At 32.4% G+C, this 18,034-nt stretch carries 18 protein-coding genes; all 18 read left to right on the top strand.

The genetic code is table 11. The annotated features are described in order from the left end of the window. The 18 genes from H6578_01285 to cadA all read left to right on the top strand — a co-directional run bounded on the left by H6578_01285 (nucleotide 1) and on the right by cadA (nucleotide 17,954). Nucleotides 1-255 (top strand): acyl carrier protein, encoded by a 255-nt coding sequence (locus tag H6578_01285; GenBank protein ID MCB9225789.1) that lies wholly within the window; start codon nucleotides 1-3, stop codon nucleotides 253-255. Then, a complete protein-coding gene (locus H6578_01280) occupies nucleotides 255-1,118 on the top strand; it encodes a lysophospholipid acyltransferase family protein (GenBank protein ID MCB9225788.1) in 864 nt (287 codons plus the stop codon). The genes H6578_01285 and H6578_01280 overlap by 1 nt, the downstream gene beginning before the upstream one ends. Nucleotides 1,119-1,127: 9 nt before the next feature. Next, nucleotides 1,128-1,547: a hypothetical protein gene (locus H6578_01275; GenBank protein MCB9225787.1), complete on the top strand. Its 420-nt coding sequence runs from the start codon at nucleotides 1,128-1,130 to the stop codon at nucleotides 1,545-1,547. A gap of 2 nt (nucleotides 1,548-1,549) precedes the next feature. After that, a complete protein-coding gene (locus H6578_01270; GenBank protein MCB9225786.1) occupies nucleotides 1,550-1,969 on the top strand; it encodes an acyl-CoA thioesterase in 420 nt (139 codons plus the stop codon). Further along, entirely contained in the window at nucleotides 1,962-3,062 is a 1,101-nt protein-coding gene (locus tag H6578_01265) for a beta-ketoacyl synthase (GenBank protein MCB9225785.1), read from the top strand. Before H6578_01270 ends, H6578_01265 begins: the two co-directional genes overlap by 8 nt. Further along, nucleotides 3,055-3,663 (top strand): 3-oxoacyl-ACP synthase, encoded by a 609-nt coding sequence (locus H6578_01260; GenBank protein MCB9225784.1) that lies wholly within the window; start codon nucleotides 3,055-3,057, stop codon nucleotides 3,661-3,663. The genes H6578_01265 and H6578_01260 overlap by 8 nt, the downstream gene beginning before the upstream one ends. Nucleotides 3,664-3,668: 5 nt before the next feature. Beyond that, nucleotides 3,669-3,926 carry an acyl carrier protein gene (locus H6578_01255; GenBank protein ID MCB9225783.1) on the top strand — a complete coding sequence of 86 codons (258 nt, stop codon included), beginning with the start codon at nucleotides 3,669-3,671 and terminating at the stop codon, nucleotides 3,924-3,926. A 2-nt stretch (nucleotides 3,927-3,928) separates the two neighbouring features. After that, complete coding sequence (locus H6578_01250; GenBank protein MCB9225782.1) at nucleotides 3,929-5,134, top strand: beta-ketoacyl-[acyl-carrier-protein] synthase family protein; 1,206 nt, start codon at nucleotides 3,929-3,931, stop codon at nucleotides 5,132-5,134. Next, on the top strand, nucleotides 5,131-6,168 hold the full coding sequence (locus tag H6578_01245) for a hypothetical protein (protein ID MCB9225781.1): 1,038 nt from the start codon (nucleotides 5,131-5,133) through the stop codon (nucleotides 6,166-6,168). Before H6578_01250 ends, H6578_01245 begins: the two co-directional genes overlap by 4 nt. After that, on the top strand, nucleotides 6,168-6,938 hold the full coding sequence (locus H6578_01240; protein MCB9225780.1) for a polysaccharide deacetylase family protein: 771 nt from the start codon (nucleotides 6,168-6,170) through the stop codon (nucleotides 6,936-6,938). The genes H6578_01245 and H6578_01240 overlap by 1 nt, the downstream gene beginning before the upstream one ends. Continuing rightward, complete coding sequence (locus H6578_01235; protein ID MCB9225779.1) at nucleotides 6,931-7,560, top strand: outer membrane lipoprotein carrier protein LolA; 630 nt, start codon at nucleotides 6,931-6,933, stop codon at nucleotides 7,558-7,560. Before H6578_01240 ends, H6578_01235 begins: the two co-directional genes overlap by 8 nt. 9 nt (nucleotides 7,561-7,569) lie before the next feature. After that, nucleotides 7,570-8,148, top strand: a complete 579-nt coding sequence (locus tag H6578_01230) for a hypothetical protein (protein MCB9225778.1) — start codon at nucleotides 7,570-7,572, stop codon at nucleotides 8,146-8,148. After that, nucleotides 8,145-8,528, top strand: coding sequence for a hypothetical protein (locus H6578_01225; protein MCB9225777.1), 384 nt, complete (start codon nucleotides 8,145-8,147; stop codon nucleotides 8,526-8,528). The genes H6578_01230 and H6578_01225 overlap by 4 nt, the downstream gene beginning before the upstream one ends. Continuing rightward, nucleotides 8,521-9,687 (top strand): DUF2062 domain-containing protein, encoded by a 1,167-nt coding sequence (locus tag H6578_01220; protein ID MCB9225776.1) that lies wholly within the window; start codon nucleotides 8,521-8,523, stop codon nucleotides 9,685-9,687. Before H6578_01225 ends, H6578_01220 begins: the two co-directional genes overlap by 8 nt. Next, nucleotides 9,684-13,265 carry an MMPL family transporter gene (locus tag H6578_01215; GenBank protein ID MCB9225775.1) on the top strand — a complete coding sequence of 1,194 codons (3,582 nt, stop codon included), beginning with the start codon at nucleotides 9,684-9,686 and terminating at the stop codon, nucleotides 13,263-13,265. The genes H6578_01220 and H6578_01215 overlap by 4 nt, the downstream gene beginning before the upstream one ends. After that, a complete protein-coding gene (locus H6578_01210; protein ID MCB9225774.1) occupies nucleotides 13,266-14,789 on the top strand; it encodes an NAD(P)/FAD-dependent oxidoreductase in 1,524 nt (507 codons plus the stop codon). A gap of 21 nt (nucleotides 14,790-14,810) precedes the next feature. Continuing rightward, complete coding sequence (locus H6578_01205) at nucleotides 14,811-15,371, top strand: helix-turn-helix transcriptional regulator (GenBank protein ID MCB9225773.1); 561 nt, start codon at nucleotides 14,811-14,813, stop codon at nucleotides 15,369-15,371. An 84-nt stretch (nucleotides 15,372-15,455) separates the two neighbouring features. Beyond that, nucleotides 15,456-17,954 carry a cadmium-translocating P-type ATPase gene (gene cadA / locus H6578_01200; protein ID MCB9225772.1) on the top strand — a complete coding sequence of 833 codons (2,499 nt, stop codon included), beginning with the start codon at nucleotides 15,456-15,458 and terminating at the stop codon, nucleotides 17,952-17,954. Nucleotides 17,955-18,034 lie beyond the last annotated feature (80 nt).

Here is an 18,034-nt window from a genome sequence, read left to right as displayed (position 1 = left end):
ATGACTGAAGCAGAAATAATTGACAAAATCAACGACTTCTTAATAGAAGAATTTGAAGTAGAAGAAAGTGAAATTATCCCCGAAGCTAACCTTAAAGAAACTTTAGAGCTTGACAGCTTAGATTTTGTAGATTTAGTAGTGATTATTGAAAGCAATTTTGGCTTTAAAGTAGTAGCAGAAGATTTTGTAGATATTATTACTTTCCAAGATTTTTATAACTACATTATACAAAAACTGGCAGTAGAAAACCAATAATGGAAGAACAGAAGTGGAAAGGAGAATCAAGGGGTAATGCCTTAGGATACAATATTTTTATTTGGTTAATTAAAAACCTAGGATTGTATTCTGCTTATTTCATGCTTCTTTTTGTAACAACCTACTTTGTGCTGTTTTCAAGAAAAACAAACAAAGAAATATATCGTTTTTATAGAGAAGCACTACACTTTAGCAGGTTTAAAAGTATAGTTTACATTTGGAAAAACTACTACCAAATGGGGCAAACGCTTATAGATAAAGCAGCAATTTTTAGTGGTAAAAGCAAAGAATTTACTTTAGTTAAGCCTAATTATGATAATTTGCTTGCCATGATTCAAGAAGATAAACCTTCGGTATTTATAATGTCGCATGTAGGAAATTTTGAAGCTGCCGGTTTTTTAGTAGATTTAAAGAAAAGAGTAAACCTACTAACCTACGAAGCAGAATTGGCACACATTAAAAAAATAATGGACGATTTAAAAGAAGACGGACTTTTTAAATCCTTTACTATAAAATATGACGGAAGCCATATTTTTGAACTGCAAAGCGTAATGGAAAAAAAAGAAATACTGTGCTTGCATGGCGATAGATATTTAGAAGGCACAAAAACCATCACTGCCGATTTTTTTGGCAAACCGGCTCGTTTTACCTACGGCCCATTTTATTTAGCCGATAGATTTAATGCCAATGCCGCCATTGTATCTTTAGTAAAATCGGGAATGAAAGAATACACTTTAGAGCACCGAAGATTAGATACCAGCAAAGGTCAGCAAGATATAGCCAACCAATATGCTAAACATTTAGAAAGTTTTGTGAAAAAATATCCTGAAAGTTGGTTTAATTATTACGACTTTTGGGCTTAATTTTTAAAAATGATAATAGAAAAAGAAAATATAAATAAAGTTATCCCTCAGCAAAAACCTTTTGTTATGATAGATAATTTATTAGAATTTGACGAGAAAAGTGCCACTACGTCATTAGTAGTAAAAGAAGATAATTTGTTTTTTGAAAATAATGGTTTCAACGAAAACGGCATGATTGAAAACATGGCACAATCTGCGGCTGCTTTTCTTGGATACGACACCTACATAAAAGGCTTAGACCCCGATGAAGGTTTTATAGCTCAAGTAAAAAACTATACCGTAAACAAGCTGGCAAAACTTAACGAAAAAATTATAACTACGGTAGTTTATACCCACACCATAATGAATATTAATATAGTAAAAGCAAATATTACATTAAATAATGAAATGATTGCGGAAGCTGAACTTCGTATTTTTATAAATAAATAAACATGAAATTATCCCATACTACAACCGAACGCGTTAAATTTAGCGATGTAGATTCTATGGGCATCATGTGGCACGGGCATTACGTTCGCCTTTTTGAGGAAGGCAGAGAGCAGTTTGGATTAAAATACACTTTAGATTACTTAACCGTTTTTAGTCATGGGTTTTTTACGCCTATTATTAAAACAGAAATCAATCACCTTGCTCCTTTAGACTATGGCGATACGGCAGTTATAGAAGCCACTTTTATTTTTAACAAAGCTGCCAAAATTGAATTTCAATATAAAATTTTCAGTCAAAACACTAAAAAATTAGTGTGTACAGGAAAAACCATACAAGTTTTTTTAAATAAAGACAAAGAACTTTACATTACAAATCCACCATTTTTTGAAAAATGGAAGCTAAAACACTTCCAAGATGCGTAAAGCATACCTCAACACATATAATATAGCTTGTGCTTTAGGTTGCTCTACCAAAGAAACTGTAAATAATATTTTAAACGAAAAAACAGGTTTACAAGAAAAAACTTTTTCATTTAATGAGTCTTTAACTTTTCCTGTAGGAGCAATTAATTACACTAAAATCGGTTTACAAAAAGAAGATAAAAACTTGTTTGAAAAACTGTGTATTTATTACATCAACAACCTTGTAAATCAATCTAATATATCGCTTAAAGACAAAAATACTTTACTAATTTTATCTACCACAAAAGGAAATGTAGAAGCATTGCCAAATATGCCAAACGAAGCTTCTTTAAGTCATAGCATCAAGTATATTCAAAATCATTTTAAAACTGCCAATACGCCTTTATTAATATCTAATGCTTGTATATCGGGAGTTTCGGCATGTATTTATGCTGCCGATTTAATTAAGACCCAACAATATGACCACATAATAGTATGTGCCGCAGATGTAATAACAAATTTTGTGGTTAGCGGATTCAACACTTTTCAAGCATTAAGTGCTACACCTTGCCAGCCCTACGATAAAAACAGAAAAGGACTTAACATAGGCGGAGCGTGTGCCGTAGCTTTAATAAGTACTGAAAAATCAGATATTGAGATATTAGGAGGAGCAACTTCTAATGATGCCAACCATATTTCAGGACCGTCAAGAGATGGAAGCGGACTGGCTTTAGCCATAAATAAAGCCATAAAATACAGCCAAATAACAGCCCACAGTATTGACTTTATAAATGCACATGGCACTGCCACTAATTATAATGACTTAATGGAAAGCAAAGCTTTTGAGTCTTTACAGTTGAATCATATTCCGCTAAATAGCCTAAAAGGCTATATAGGGCACACTTTGGGAGCGGCAGGCTTACTTGAAATTATTTTATGTGCCGAAATGATGAAAAACAACGTAGCTTTCTGCACTTTAAACTGCCAAGAAATAGACGAAAATATTAAGCTAAACATTGTAAAACAAGATAAAAAACTAAAAATAAACACCTTATTAAAAACAGCATCTGGTTTTGGTGGCTGCAATGCCGCCATAATATTAAAGCATGAATAACAATATTTACATAAACTCTTTTGTGCGTATTAAGCAAAATAAGCTTAATAATAACGGTGCTGTGCAACAAATAGAATGTGCTGAAAATGAGAGTTTGAGTAAAACTATTTACAAAAAGTTAGGCACTTCCTATCCAAAGTTTTATAAAATGGACAGCATGTGTAAGTTTGGTTTTTTAGCAGCAGAATTAGCACTTAATAATCAAAATGCCGACAAAAACTGCTCTTTAATTTTTGCCAACAAAAGTGCTTCTTTAGATACCGATTTTGAATACAGCAAAACCATACAAAAAGAGAATTTTGTACCCAGCCCATCGGTTTTTGTATATACATTAGCCAATATTGTAATGGGTGAAATAAGTATAAAACACAAATTTGTAGGAGAAAATATATTTTTGGTTGCTGAAAAATTTGATGCAGAAATGCTAATAAAAGCCATTAAAACGCAAACAACATTAGATAAAGCAAATAGTTTTTTAATAGAATGGATAGAAGTTTTTGAAGATTCTGTAGATGTTTTAGCTTGTTATTTAAGCCAAAAACCAACCGAAAATAGTGTAATTTTGAACCCTGAAAACCTTTTAAATCTTTATAACAAATAAAAAACATGGAAGAAATAATAGAAAAATTGAAAGCAGATTTAATTAGTCACCTTAATTTGGAAGATTTATCGCCAGAAGATATAGATGCAGACGAACCTCTTTTTGGAGATGAAGGTTTGGGATTAGATTCTATTGATGCCCTTGAAATTATAGTAATGGTAGAACGCAACTATGGCATAAAAATAAAAGATCAAGAATCGGGTTCTAAAGCCATGAAAAGTGTACGCACTTTAGCCACATTTATTAAAGAAAACAAAGTTTAATATTGCCTCACAATATCTGCATAACAGGCTATGGGGTTATTACTGCCTTAGGAAATAATGCACACCAAAATTTCAATGCATTAAAGCAAGGTCGGCATGGTGTATCTAAGTTAGAGCTTATAGAATCTATACACAAAAACGAACTACTTGTTGGAGAAATTAAACTGACCAATGACGAGTTAAAAGCCAAAGCCGATTTAAAAAAAGTATCGGTAAATACCAGAGGTACTTTACTGGCTATTATAGCGGTAAAAGAAGCTATAAAACAAGCTAAATTAACACCTCAACAATTAGAAAACACCGCTTTAATAAGTGGCACCAGCGTAGGCGGCATGGATTTATTTGAACAAGGTTTTAAATACGTAGTAGAAGGAGAAGCTGAAAATCCAAAATACTATTTTTCAGAACACGATTGTGGCAATCTAAACTTAAAAATAGCTACAGAAATGGGGTTAAAAACCTATGCTACTACTATAAGCACCGCCTGCTCTTCATCGGCAAATGCTATACTTTTAGGTGCTAAAATGATAAAAGCTGGAATGGTGGAAAGAGCCATAGTAGGCGGCAGCGATGCTTTGTCTAAATTTACCATAAATGGCTTTAATACCTTAGGTATTTTAGACACTAAACACACCCAACCTTTTGATGAAAATAGGGCAGGATTAAACTTAGGCGAAGGAGCAGGATATTTAGTGATAGAAAGCGAAAAAGTAGTGGCTAATAAAGAGAAATTAGGCTATATAACCGGCTGGGGAAATGCCAATGACGCTTTTCATCAAACTGCCAGCTCTGAAGAAGCCGTAGGAGCTAAAATGGCAATAGAAAAAGCACTAAAAGTGGCTCAAATTAAGCCTCAAGAAATAGATTATATAAACACCCACGGCACAGGAACGCCCAATAATGATGAATCGGAAAGCAAAGCTATTATTGACATTTTTGGAACAGATAAATTGCCTGTTTTTAACTCATTAAAACCTTTTACGGGGCACACTTTAGCCGCTTGTGGCAGTATAGAAACCATCTATTCTTTATTTTCTATGAATGAAAATATGGTTTTTCCAAGTTTAAATTTTAAAACACCCATAAAAGGTAGAAATTTAGAACCTACAACCAAGCTAATAGAAAACAAAGAAATAAAACACGTGCTGAGTAATTCGCTGGGATTTGGAGGAAATTGTACATCACTTATAATTTCTAAAAAAGCATGAAAATTTTTATAACAGGCAAAGGAATAAATGCCGCCACAGGAAACGGCACACAAGAATTAGCTTTACCTAATTCAACCCACACGTGGCTGGAAGCACAAAAACCGGATTTTAATAAATATTTTGATGCTAAAGATGCCAGAAGAACCAGCCATATTTTAAAAATAAGCTCTGTTGCCGCTTTTGATGCTTTAGGCGATGACAAAGAAAACATAGACGGCATAATGGTGGGAACAGGCATAGGTTGCATAACTGATTCTGAAAAATTTTTAATTTCTTTAGTAGAATTTAATGAAAGCACCTTATCGCCTACACCTTTTATACAATCTACACACAATACCATAGCCGGAAACATAGCTTTAAAACTAAAAATTCATCAATATAATTTTACTTATTCCGAGCGTATTTTCTCTTTTGAATGGACACTTTTAGATGCTATTTTGCAATGCCACGAAAATGATGGCAACAAAAGATTTTTAGTTGGTTCGGCAGATGAACTTAACGAAAAAACCTTTGAAATAGCTAAAGCTTTAAATTTGGCTATTGATTATAATGCTGAAAATGCAGAAATATTAAACAACAAACACAAAGCTCCTTATTTAGGCGAACACGCAGCATTTTTTACTTTAAGCAACAATTCAAATATGCAGCATTTTGGAGAATTAGTTTTTGTTAAAACCTATTTTCAGCAAAACAACAATCAAAAACTAAATGACATTGTTAGCCTACTAAAACAAAGTAATGTACAGCAGCCCGATTGTATTATTTTGGGCATAAATGGGCATAAGGTTTACGATAAAATTTATGACAACTTTACTGCTCATTTTAACAAAAGTCAGTTAGCTTATTACAAGCATCTGTGTGGCGAAAGTTTTACATCTTCATCTTATGCTTTTTGGTTGGCAACAGAAATATTAGAAAAAGCTGAATTGCCAAAAGTAGCCACCATTAAAAGCAATGAAAATCCTATAAAGAATGTTTTAATCTTAAATCATTTTAGAAGAGATTATTTCAGTGCTATTTTTATAAAAAAATAATGACAAAGCATCGCTTAAATAATATCATAACTTTAATTGGTTTTATTTTAATTATCGTTTTGCATTTTACTATAAACCTCAGTTTGTGGTGCTTACTACCATTAATATTAATTCATACAGCCATTGTTTTATATGGCGTACTCAATTTAGATGCCAATTATTTCTTTTATACGCACACCAAAGGTGTTAATTCAAAAAAACAAATAGCCCTTACTTTTGATGATGGACCTTCACTACAAAGTACAGAACTATTACAACTATTAAAAGAAGAAAATGTAAAAGCTACTTTTTTTTGTATAGGCAAAAACATAGCGGAGTATCCTAATATTTTTAAGCAAATGGATACTGACGGGCATGTTTTAGGAAACCATAGTTATTATCATCATAATAATTTCAATTTGCAAAGTGCCAAAAAAGTGCAGGCAGAGCTTGAAAAAACAAATGATATAATAAAACAAAGTATAGGAAAAATACCTTTGCTGTTTCGTCCGCCAAATGGTGTAAGCAATCCCATGCTGGCAAAAGCATTAAAACAAACTACGCTACAGTCTGTAGGGTGGAATGTGCGTTCTTTTGATACTTTTTATAAAAATCCGGAGGAGATTTTTAGTAGAATAAAGGATAAAATAAACAATGGAAGTATCATTTTAATGCACGATACCATGCCACACACTAAAATTTTGGTATCAAAGTTGATAAAGTATGCTAAAGAGCATAACTATACCTTTGTAGGTGTAGATGAAATATTAAATTTGCAAGCGTATGAATAAGTTAATTTGGGCTATCGGTTTTATTTTTATTAGTGCATTAGGTTTTTCGCAAGAATATACCAAAATAAGCAATAGCAAAGCTTTAGAGCAAAAAATAATTGCCACCAATAGTGCCGCCAGCACATTGCAGGCATCTTTTACGCAAGAAAAACACATGAGCATACTCAACAAGCCATTTGTTTCTACAGGAAAGTTTTACTACAAAAATCCCGATAAAATGCGTTGGGAATATATGGCTCCCTTTAGCTACATTGTAGTGCTTAAAAACAACAAAGTAAGCATAAAAGATGGCGATGATTTGCAAAACTATGATATGAGCAACAATGCCATTTTTAAAGAAATAAACAACACAATGGGTGGCATGATGAGTGGCAAAATGCTTGAAGATGAGAACTTTAGCAAAAGTTTTTACGAATCTAAAAATGCGTATAAAGTAGTGTTGCTTCCAAACTCAGATAAAATAAAGAGCTTTATAGAAGAAATTCATTTGTTTTTAAATAAAGAAACACTTCTAATAAATAGTGTAGAAATGCTTGAAAATGGCGGAGATAAAACCGTAATTTTGTTTGAAAACATAAAACAAAACAGCCCTATAAACGAAGTTGTTTTTGACAAAATATAAATACTTTATTTGAACACGCCTAAAACCCTAATATTACTCTCCTTTTTCCTTTTTTTTGGTCTGTTTTCAATAGCTCAACAACCTTTGTTGCCTATTATTTTTAACCAAAAAACAGACTCAACTTATGTTTATGAAAGTAAATTAACCTTTAAAAAAAATACATTTGGAGGTTTGCTTTTAGCCAAAAAAATGCAAGATAACACCTTGCAAGTGGTGCTGACATCAAAATTTGGAATGAAAGTATTTGATTTTACCTTAAGTGCTGACTCATTGCACGCCAACTATGCCGTAGAAGCCCTAAATAAAAACATAGTAAAAAAGATGTTTTATAAGGATTTGAAAATGATTTATCCTTTTTTGTACAAAACACCAAAAGTAAAGCACAAGAAGCAAAAAATAGTAGTAAAAGAAAAATGTAAACGCTACAAATATGCCCTTGCCAATAATGAAACAACCCAAATAAGAAAAGGCATAAGCACTAATAAAGTTGAAATAAACAGGCAAAACAATAAAATATCATCATTACTTATTATTCATTCGCTAATAGATTTAAAAATTGAAGTAAAACCTCTTACTTTTGCAGAATGAACGCTTTAAACCTTCAACCTTCTATTTTTGATATAATTTCATTGTCAAAAAAAGAAAACATCATATACGCTAAAGCTAAAATTTTAGCCGATAGCGATATATATAAAGCTCACTTTCCCGGCAATCCTATAACACCGGGAGTGTGTCAGCTTCAGTTGGTTAAAGATTGCGTTAAAACAGCTTATCAAACTAAAAATTTGATATTTAAAAGTTCAAAATTTGTAAAGTTTGTAAACATACTAAAACCCACTGAGCATCAAGAGATTGATATTGAAATAAGTGTAAATGAAGAAAACGGCTTATTAGAACTTGATGCTAAAATTTTTGATAACGATACCATTTTTTTAAAAGCAAGATTGAATTATACTTTAAGTGCTTGATTTAACCCCACATTATTGCGTACTTATTCCTACGTACAACAACTCGGGTACATTACTTGAAGTTATTGACAGCGTATTAGCATACACTACAGATATAATAATAGTAAATGACGGTAGCACAGATAATACTGCACAATTATTGAGCAATACTAAAGCCAAAGCCGTAGTAAACTTTGAAAAAAACCAAGGGAAAGGAATGGCTTTACGGGCGGGTTTTAAAAAAGCTCTTGAGTTGGGTTATACCCACGCTATTACTATAGATTCTGACGGGCAGCACAAAGCCAGCGATTTGCCTGCTTTTTTTAATGCCATTAAAGAAGACCCCGGTGCTTTATACATAGGTTCAAGAAATATGAATACCGAAAACGTGCCCGGGGCAAGTAGTTTTGGCAATAAGTTTTCAAGCTTTTGGTTTAAATTTGAAACCGGTATAGATGCTCCCGATACACAATCGGGATACCGCTCTTATCCTATATTTAAGTATAAAAACATGAAGTTTTTTACTTCTAAATACGAATTTGAAATAGAAGTAATAGTGCGTAGTGCATGGAAAGATATTCCTATTAAGTTTTTGCCTATAGACGTTTATTATCCTCCACAAGAAGAACGCATTACACATTTTAGAAAAATACCTGATTTTACAAGAATAAGTATATTAAATACCGTGCTGGTAACCATGGCTTTATTTTACTACAAGCCACGAAACTTTATTAGAAGTCTTAAAAAAAAAAGTCTTAAAGATTTATTTAGAACTTATGTTATAAACAGCAATGAGCCTATTGAAAAAATAATGCTTGCCATATTTTTAGGTTCTTTTATTGGGCTTTCTCCTTTTCATGGTGTAAAAACCGTTATTATTATTGCTTTATCCCTTTTGTTCAAACTAAATAAAGCAGTAAGCATTGGCGTAGCTTATGTAGTAGGTTTTGCTCCGCTTATTCCTTTGCTTATTTTTATTAGTCATGAAATTGGAGCTTTTATTTTACAAAACAATAATCATTTACTATTTGCTAAAAGACAAGAGCTAACCGTACAGTTTGTATTTGAAAATTTAAAGCAACAATACATTGGTGGAATTGTTTTTGCCTTAACGGGTGCAATAATTATTACTTTAGTTGTATTTTTATTTTATAAAGCCCGAAAAAACCTTAAAAAGTGATTACATTTTTTGTAAATGCCTATCGTTTTTTTGAAAAAAACATTATTGTTTTCCTTATTCTGCTTGTTGGAATATTAGGCATGGGGTTTTATGCCATTACGCATTTACATTTAGAAGACGACATAACCAACGTACTGCCTAAAGATGGCGATTTAGCAAAATTTGAACACTTGCTTGAAAAAACAAGCACCAACAATAAACTTATTTTTATTTTAAAAGATGAAAATAAAAATGTGGACAGTTTAATACAGCAAGGCACTATACTGCAAAACCAACTTGAAGCACTTAATGAGGACAGTTTATTTTCTAACATTGCCATAAAAAACAATGAAGCACAGTTTATTTCTTTGTTAGATAATATTTATACGCACTTACCTATTTATTTAACGCCCCAAGATTTAGAAAAAGTAAACTTAAATGAAGATGTTTTAAAAAGCAAGATTCAAAATAAACTACGAGTGTTATTTACGCCTGCGGGAGCTATGATGAAAAATAGCATACTAAACGACCCTTTAGATTTTGGCTCTTTGGCTTTAAAAAAATTAAAAAGCCTTCAAGTAGATGATAATTTTACGTTAAACAATTCCTTTCTAATATCAAAAGACAGCACTTACTTGCTTGGTTTTACAAGCGTGATAGAAAACATAAATGAGGATAATAAAAAAGAATTATTACACAGCAAAATAACAGAAACGCTAAGCAATATAAATAGCGAAAGCAATGTAAAGTGTTATGTATTTGGCTCGGCAATAATAGCACAAGAAAATGCCATAAGAATAAAAAAAGATATTATGCTAACGGTAAATATAGCTTTGGCTATTTTGCTTATAGGATTAGCCTTTTATTTTAAAAGTATAAAAGTGCTGCCGGGTTTTGTTATTCCTGTGGTGTTGGGTTCTGCTACGGCATTGTCTTTTTTGTTTTTTAAGCAAAATTATGTGTCTGCCATTTCATTAGGTATGGGTTCTGTGCTCTTGGGTGCTATTATAGACTATACCCTACATATTTTTGGACATTTAAGAAAAACAGGAGATAGCGAAAGTACTATTACACACACTGCCGGACCTATTTTAGCAGGTAGTTTAACTACTGCGGGAGCATTTTTGTCTTTGTTGCTTATTGGTAGCAAAGCATTAAGCGATTTGGCTTTGTTTGCCGCTTTAAGTATGTTTTTTGGTGCTGTATTTTCTATTTTGGTGCTACCGGTATTGTATAAAAATACGTTTAAAAACAAAACCGTTAAAAAGAATGCTTTTGACAAAGCTTTAAGTTATCCTTTTCATAAAAACAAAGTGTTGGTAGCCACTTGTTTTGTGCTTGTATTTATAGCTGTCTTTTTTATCAAAAAAATAGGTTTTGTTAGCGATTTAAACCAGCTAAACTATATGCCTACCTACATTGCCAATGCAGAAACGGAACTACACAAAGCTTCTAATGCTTTGCAAAGCAATTTGCTGGTAGTTATAGAAAAAGACAATTTAAACGAAGCATTAATTGCTACAGAAAATGTAGAAAAACAATTACAAGAAAGCAATGTTCCTGTTGAAGAAATAAAATCGGCATTAGGTTTGGTAAGTAGCACCCAAACACAAGAGGAAAGAATAAACGCTTGGAAAAACTTTTGGACTACCAATAAAATAGAAAAGGTTAAAAATATACTGACCGAAGAAGCCAATAATATTGGACTAAAACCAGAAGCGTTTAACGGTTTTATAAAGCAATTAGAAAACCCTTCTACTACCGATGAAATAAAGCTAAACAAGCTAACCGAAAACTATTTATCTATAGACCACCAAACAGGAAAAGCTTACAGCACAATAATAGTAAAGTTAGATAAGGCTAACAAAGAACAATTAACTAACGAACTACAACAAAAAGACAACGATGTATATATTTTAGATAGAAATAGTGCCATTAAAAAATTGGTATTGCAAGTAAAAAGTTCTTTAAAAACTATAAGTATTATTTTGCTGGCAGTTATTCTATTAATCTTATTTATTTATTTCAGAAAATTTGAACTGGTAGGCTTAGCTTTTACTCCTGTAGCCCTCAGTTGGGTTACTACACTGGGTTTAATGGGCTTGTTTAATATTACATTTAACATGCTAAACATTATAGTAGTCATTTTTATATTTGGCTTAGGTATAGATTACAGCATATTTATATTAAACACTTTACTAAGCGATTATACAAATGGCGAAAAACACATAAATACTGTAAAATCGTCTGTTACTTTATCTGCTTTAACCACTTTTGTAGGTATTGGTGTTTTAATTTTTGCCAAACATCCGGCTTTACACTCTATAGCGGCAGCAGGCATGGTGGCTATTTTATCGGTATATACTTATTCTATAATTTTATTGCCGTTTTTAGTGCGGTTTGTTTTATTTAGCCGAATAAAACGGGGTTTTGAACCCATAACCATAAAAAGTGCTTACGATACTTTTTTTGCTTATAGCACTTTAATGGCTGGTGTTATTACCATTACACTTTTAGGATATTTGCTAAAAATTCTATTTTTTATTCCTTTATTAAAAAGAAAACATTTTTATCATAAAGCTTTTAATCTGTGGGGCAAAAGTTATATCCGCATTATGTTTCCCGGCAAACGATTAAAATTTGAAAACCCTTATAATGAGGACTTTAGCAAGCCTGCTGTAATTATTTCTAACCACCAATCATTAATAGACACACCATTAATAGTTGGTTTGCATCCACAATTAATTTTGCTTACCAAAAACTGGGTGCGTAATAATCCTGTTTTTGGCTTGGGAGCTCGCTTAGCAGATTTTTATTCTGTAGAAGGAGATATAGACGAGTTAATGCAAAACTTAAAAGTAAAAGTAGCAGAAGGCTATTCTATAGCTGTTTTTCCTGAAGGAACGAGAGAACAAAATAAAAAACTAACGCGTTTTTACCGTGGTGGTTTTCAAATGGCTTATGATTTAAAAATGGACGTAGTTCCTTTTCATATTAACGGCACCATTGATACTTTGCACAGAAAACAGTTTTTTGGGCAGCGAAGAGCCATGCAAGCCGTTATAGGCAAAAGAATAGCTTTTGACGATACTACTTTTGGTACAAATAATTTAGACCGCTACAAAAGAATAAGAGACGAGTATAAAAAAAATCATGCAGAAATACTTGATAAAAATGATACCGTAAAACTTTATGATAAGAAAATATTGAGTAATTATCTGTACAAAAACAATAATACCTATAGTAAAGCTCATACATTTTTAAAGCAGTTTAATTACTTTGAAGCAATATTGCCATTTATAAAAAATAATGCACCGACTCTTGTAATTAATGATAATTTGGGTGTAGCGGCTACCGCTATTAAAGTACTTTCGCCCGATGCAGAAGTTGCTATTATAACAGATAATTATATTTTTGTAAAAAATTTATACTTGTTGAAAGGCTGTACGGTTGAAAATGACATTAATGAAATGGACACTACAAAATTTGAACAGGTATTTATTATTGCCAATACAAATGAAAATAAAATAGAGGCAATTAAAAACATTAAAACAAAAGTAATTTTAAACACTAAAAATAAAACAATAACAAAGTTATAAATGGACGGCAATAAATTTGATATTGTAATAATAGGTAGCGGATTGGGCGGATTGGCGTGCGGTTATATTTTATCTAAAGAAGGATATAGTGTTTGCATTTTAGAAAAAAATCAGCAGTTTGGCGGTAGCCTACAAGATTTTAAACACGATGGTGTTACTTTTGATACGGGTGTGCATTATGTGGGTGGCTTAGACGAAGGACAATCGCTACACCAGTATTTTAAATATTTTAATATTTTAGACAAGCTGAAATACAAACGTATGGATGCCGGTGGTTTTGAACATATTTCTTACGACAATGATAACAGCTTTTACAAATATGGTATAGGGCGAGAAAATTTTGTTGAAATATTAGCCCAAGAGTTTCCAAAGGAAAAAGAAAGTTTACAAAAATTTGTAAAAGAAATTCGGGAAATAGGTTTGCGTTATCCTTTTTATCATTTAACAGATAATGCCTACCACGACACTTTAAATTTTGACTTTTTAGATGTTTCAATAGCCAAATATTTTAATGAGCATTTTAAAAGCGAAAAACTAAAAAGTATTTTAGGCGGAAACAACCTTTTATATGCCGGGAATATAGAAAACTCTACTTTGTACGAACACGCATTAATAACCAATTCTTATATAGAAAGTGCATACAGATTTACAGGCGGGGCGGGGCAAATAGCCAAATATTTAGTACGCAATATAAGAGCCAACGGAGGTGTGGTAAAACGCTATCAGAATGTAGAAAAATTTATTGCTAAAGATAAAGAAATAATAAGCGTAAAACTTAAAACGGGAGAAACCTACTTTGCTAAAAAGTTTATTTCAAATATACACCCTATTAATACGCTTAAAATGGTAGAAGGTGCTCATATAAGAAACGCTTATATAAATAGATTAAACTCCATAAAAAACTCAAGTAGTGCTTACTCTATGCACATAGTTTTAAAAGACAAAGAAAAAATGCCTTACCAAAACTACAATCACTACCATTTTAAAGATTATAACGTTTGGAATGGCGAGTTTTACAACAAAAATAATTGGCCGCTAAACTACATGGCGTTTACGCCCGTTAATCCAAAATCTAATAAATGGGCAGAAAGTGTTATTGCCATAGCTTACATGAATTTTGAAGACGTAGAAGAATGGAAAAATACCGAAAACGTAGCCGGTTTTGAAGAAGAAAGAGGTAAAATGTATGCCGAATTTAAAGAAAAACATAACGAAATATTTTTAAAAGAAGTGTATAAAGTAATGCCACAACTTAAAGGCAATATAAAAAGCATAAATGTTTCTACACCACTAACTTATAGAGATTATTTATACTCGCCTAACGGTTCTATTTATGGTTATTCTAAAGATTATAAAAATCCACTTAAAGCTTATATTTCTCCACAAACTAAATTAAACAACCTCTTTTTTACAGGGCAAAATGTAAACTTACACGGAGTATTGGGCGTAACGGTAAGTGCATTTATGACCTGTGGCGAGATAATGGGCAAAGAATACTTGTATGATAAAGTGAAAATGAAATAAACCTTTGCTTGAATTAAAAATATGAAAATTTACATTAAAAATATGGTGTGCAATCGCTGTAAAATGGTTGTAAAATCAAGTCTTGAAAAATTAGAGTTGCATCCATTAAATGTAAATTTAGGCGTAGTTGAACTTCAAGAAGATGACATTTCACATATTAAACCACGGCTAATAAACGAACTTAAAAGTTACGGTTTTGACTTATTGGACGATAAAAAATCACAAATTATTGAGCAAATAAAAACCTCAATAATTGATATAGTTCAAAATAAAAATAACGATATTAATATTACATTATCTGAATTTCTTGCTGCACAATTGCATACAGAATATAGTACTTTAAGCCACTTATTTTCAGAAGTAGAGGGCATAACAATAGAAAGATATTATATTCTTCAAAAAATAGAAAAAGTAAAAGAACTTTTAATGTATGATGAACTTAGCCTAAGTGAAATTTCAGACCAATTAAACTATTCAAGCGTGGCTTATTTAAGTAATCAATTTAAAAAAGAAACAGGCTTAACACCAAGCCACTTTAAAAAACTGGGTACTTTAAAACGAAAATCTTTAGAAGATTTATAAATCTTACAAATCAAACCCAAAATATTGTAAAACTTAATTATTGAGTATTATAGAACTTTGTGCTGTACTAAAGTAAAATTAGTTATGACACATAAATATCATATTCACGGGATGAGTTGTAGTGGTTGTAAAAACCATGTACAAAATACGCTGGCAAAAGTACCGGATGTAGTAAATGTTTTTGTTGATTTAGACCAAGCAGAAGCTACTATTGAAATGGAAAAACATATTCCAATAGAGGTTTTTCAAGAAGCATTAAAAAAAGATGGCAGTACTTACACTATACACAATATAGGAGAGCATAAACATGATAAACCAACAAAACAGGAGAAACCAAAAGGGAAAGGAACGGGCGTTTTTTACTGCCCCATGCACTGCGAGGGCGATAAAACATACAATAAACCGGGAGATTGCCCTGTGTGTGGGATGGATTTAGTAGAAGAGCAAAATTTAAACTCTTTATCGGCAGAAAAATGGACTTGCCCCATGCACCCCGAAATAGTAGAAGACCATGCCGGTGCTTGCCCCATTTGCGGTATGGATTTAGTGCCACTAAAAGCCGATTTATCGGCAGAAGAAAAATCGTATAATAAATTATTAAAAAAGTTTTGGATTGCTACAGCTTTTACCCTTCCTATTTTTTTAATAGCCATGAGTGAAATGATTCCCAATAATCCTTTGTATAAAGTGTTACCACAAAAATATTGGAACTGGGTACAGTTTGCCTTATCACTTCCTGTAGTTTTTTATGCTACTTGGATGTTTTTTGAACGAGCCTATAAAAGCATTAAAACCTGGAACTTAAACATGTTTACTTTAATAGGAATAGGTGCCGGAGTGGCATGGATTTTTAGTGTATTTGGTCTGTTGTTTCCCACTTTTTTCCCTGAGCAGTTTTTAACAGAATCGGGAACTGTACACGTATATTTTGAAGCTACTACGGTAATACTTACCCTTGTTTTAATGGGGCAAGTTTTAGAAGCTCGTGCACATAGCAAAACCAATTCAGCTATTAAAGAGTTGTTGAAATTAGCACCTAATAAAGCCATAAAAGTAGAAGACGGTAAAGAAATAGAAGTAGGTATAAATGAAATAGAGATAAGCGATATTTTAAGAGTAAAACCCGGAGATAAAATACCTGTGGACGGTAGTATTACAGAAGGAACAAGCACCATAGATGAATCTATGATAACAGGAGAGCCTATTCCCGTAGAAAAAACCGTAGGAGATACTGTGAGCAGTGGTACTATAAACGGCAATAATACTTTTTTAATGAAAGCAGAGAAAGTAGGAACAGACACTTTGCTTTCGCAAATAATAAACATGGTAAATGATGCCAGCAGAAGCAGAGCTCCTATTCAAAAATTAGCCGATACGGTTTCTGCGTATTTTGTGCCTATTGTAGTGGCTATTTCAGTAGTTACCTTTATTGCTTGGGCATTATTTGGTCCGCAGCCGTCTTATGTTTATGCTTTGGTTAATGCCATTGCTGTATTAATTATTGCCTGCCCGTGTGCTTTAGGTTTGGCTACGCCAATGTCGGTTATGGTAGGTGTGGGCAAGGGAGCTCAAAATGGCGTGCTAATAAAAAATGCCGAAGCATTGGAAAAAATGGATAAAGTAGATACTATAATTGTAGATAAAACAGGAACATTAACAGAAGGCAAACCTACCGTAGAAAAAATAGAAACGCTAAACAATGGCTATAACGATAATGAGATTTTACAATATGTAGTTTCTTTAAATAGCGGTAGTGAGCATCCATTGGCTGAAGCTACAGCTAAATTTGGCGAAAAAAATAATGTGCAAATTTTAAAAACTTCAAATTTTGAAGCCATAACAGGAAAAGGCGTAGAAGGTATAGTAAATGGCAAAAAAGTAGCTTTAGGAAATGAAAAAATGATGAGCTATGCTAATGCCGAAATGACAAAAAGTGTAAAAGATGAAGCTCATAAATATCAAAAACAAGGCAAAACGGTTTCTTTTTTGGCTATTGATGGAAATGTGAGTGGTTTTATTGTTATAGCGGATAAAATAAAACAAACAAGTGCTGTTGCTATAAAGGAATTACAACAAAAAGGAATAAAAGTGATAATGCTAACTGGCGATAATGAAGATACGGCTCAGGCTGTAGCAAAAGAACTCAATTTAGACGGTTTTAAGGCAGGTTTACTTCCGGCAGATAAACTTAAAGAAGTAGAAGAGCTACAAAAAGAAGGTAAAATAGTGGCAATGGCTGGCGATGGTATAAATGATGCTCCTGCATTAGCCAAAAGTGATGTGGGTATTGCTATGGGCACAGGAACAGACGTAGCCATAGAAAGTGCTATGATTACTTTAGTAAAAGGCGATTTGCAAGGAATAGTAAAAGCAAGAAATTTAAGTGATGCCGTAATGAAAAATATAAAACAAAACTTATTTTTTGCTCTTATTTACAATAGTGTAGGTATTCCTGTGGCAGCAGGCTTGCTGTTTCCGTTTTTCGGTATTTTATTATCTCCTATGATAGCCGCTTTAGCTATGAGTTTCAGCTCTGTATCTGTTATTGCTAATTCTTTAAGGCTGAAAAGGGCAAATATCTGAATAAAAAAACGGGAACAATTTAAACTGCTCCCGTTTTTTTATCAAACCCACAACCCAAATGCAAGTATTTTTTTCTGATG

This window comes from Chitinophagales bacterium (assembly GCA_020635995.1).
Classification (GTDB): domain Bacteria; phylum Bacteroidota; class Bacteroidia; order Chitinophagales; family UBA8649; genus JAFMKE01.
Note: the sequence above shows the minus strand (reverse complement) of the source record. Positions and strands in the feature narration are given on the sequence as shown.

Bases quoted from the DNA above. Each gene is read 5' to 3' on its own strand.
- H6578_01240 (MCB9225780.1), top strand. From the start codon at position 6,168: ATGACAAAGCATCGCTTAAATAATATCATAACTTTAATTGGTTTTATT.
- H6578_01280 (MCB9225788.1), top strand. From the start codon at position 255: ATGGAAGAACAGAAGTGGAAAGGAGAATCAAGGGGTAATGCCTTAGGA.
- H6578_01270 (MCB9225786.1), top strand. From the start codon at position 1,550: ATGAAATTATCCCATACTACAACCGAACGCGTTAAATTTAGCGATGTA.
- H6578_01205 (MCB9225773.1), top strand. From the start codon at position 14,811: ATGAAAATTTACATTAAAAATATGGTGTGCAATCGCTGTAAAATGGTT.
- H6578_01260 (MCB9225784.1), top strand. From the start codon at position 3,055: ATGAATAACAATATTTACATAAACTCTTTTGTGCGTATTAAGCAAAAT.
- H6578_01265 (MCB9225785.1), top strand. From the start codon at position 1,962: ATGCGTAAAGCATACCTCAACACATATAATATAGCTTGTGCTTTAGGT.
- H6578_01235 (MCB9225779.1), top strand. From the start codon at position 6,931: ATGAATAAGTTAATTTGGGCTATCGGTTTTATTTTTATTAGTGCATTA.
- H6578_01210 (MCB9225774.1), top strand. From the start codon at position 13,266: ATGGACGGCAATAAATTTGATATTGTAATAATAGGTAGCGGATTGGGC.
- cadA (MCB9225772.1), top strand. From the start codon at position 15,456: ATGACACATAAATATCATATTCACGGGATGAGTTGTAGTGGTTGTAAA.
- H6578_01285 (MCB9225789.1), top strand. From the start codon at position 1: ATGACTGAAGCAGAAATAATTGACAAAATCAACGACTTCTTAATAGAA.
- H6578_01255 (MCB9225783.1), top strand. From the start codon at position 3,669: ATGGAAGAAATAATAGAAAAATTGAAAGCAGATTTAATTAGTCACCTT.
- H6578_01245 (MCB9225781.1), top strand. From the start codon at position 5,131: ATGAAAATTTTTATAACAGGCAAAGGAATAAATGCCGCCACAGGAAAC.
- H6578_01275 (MCB9225787.1), top strand. From the start codon at position 1,128: ATGATAATAGAAAAAGAAAATATAAATAAAGTTATCCCTCAGCAAAAA.
- H6578_01225 (MCB9225777.1), top strand. From the start codon at position 8,145: ATGAACGCTTTAAACCTTCAACCTTCTATTTTTGATATAATTTCATTG.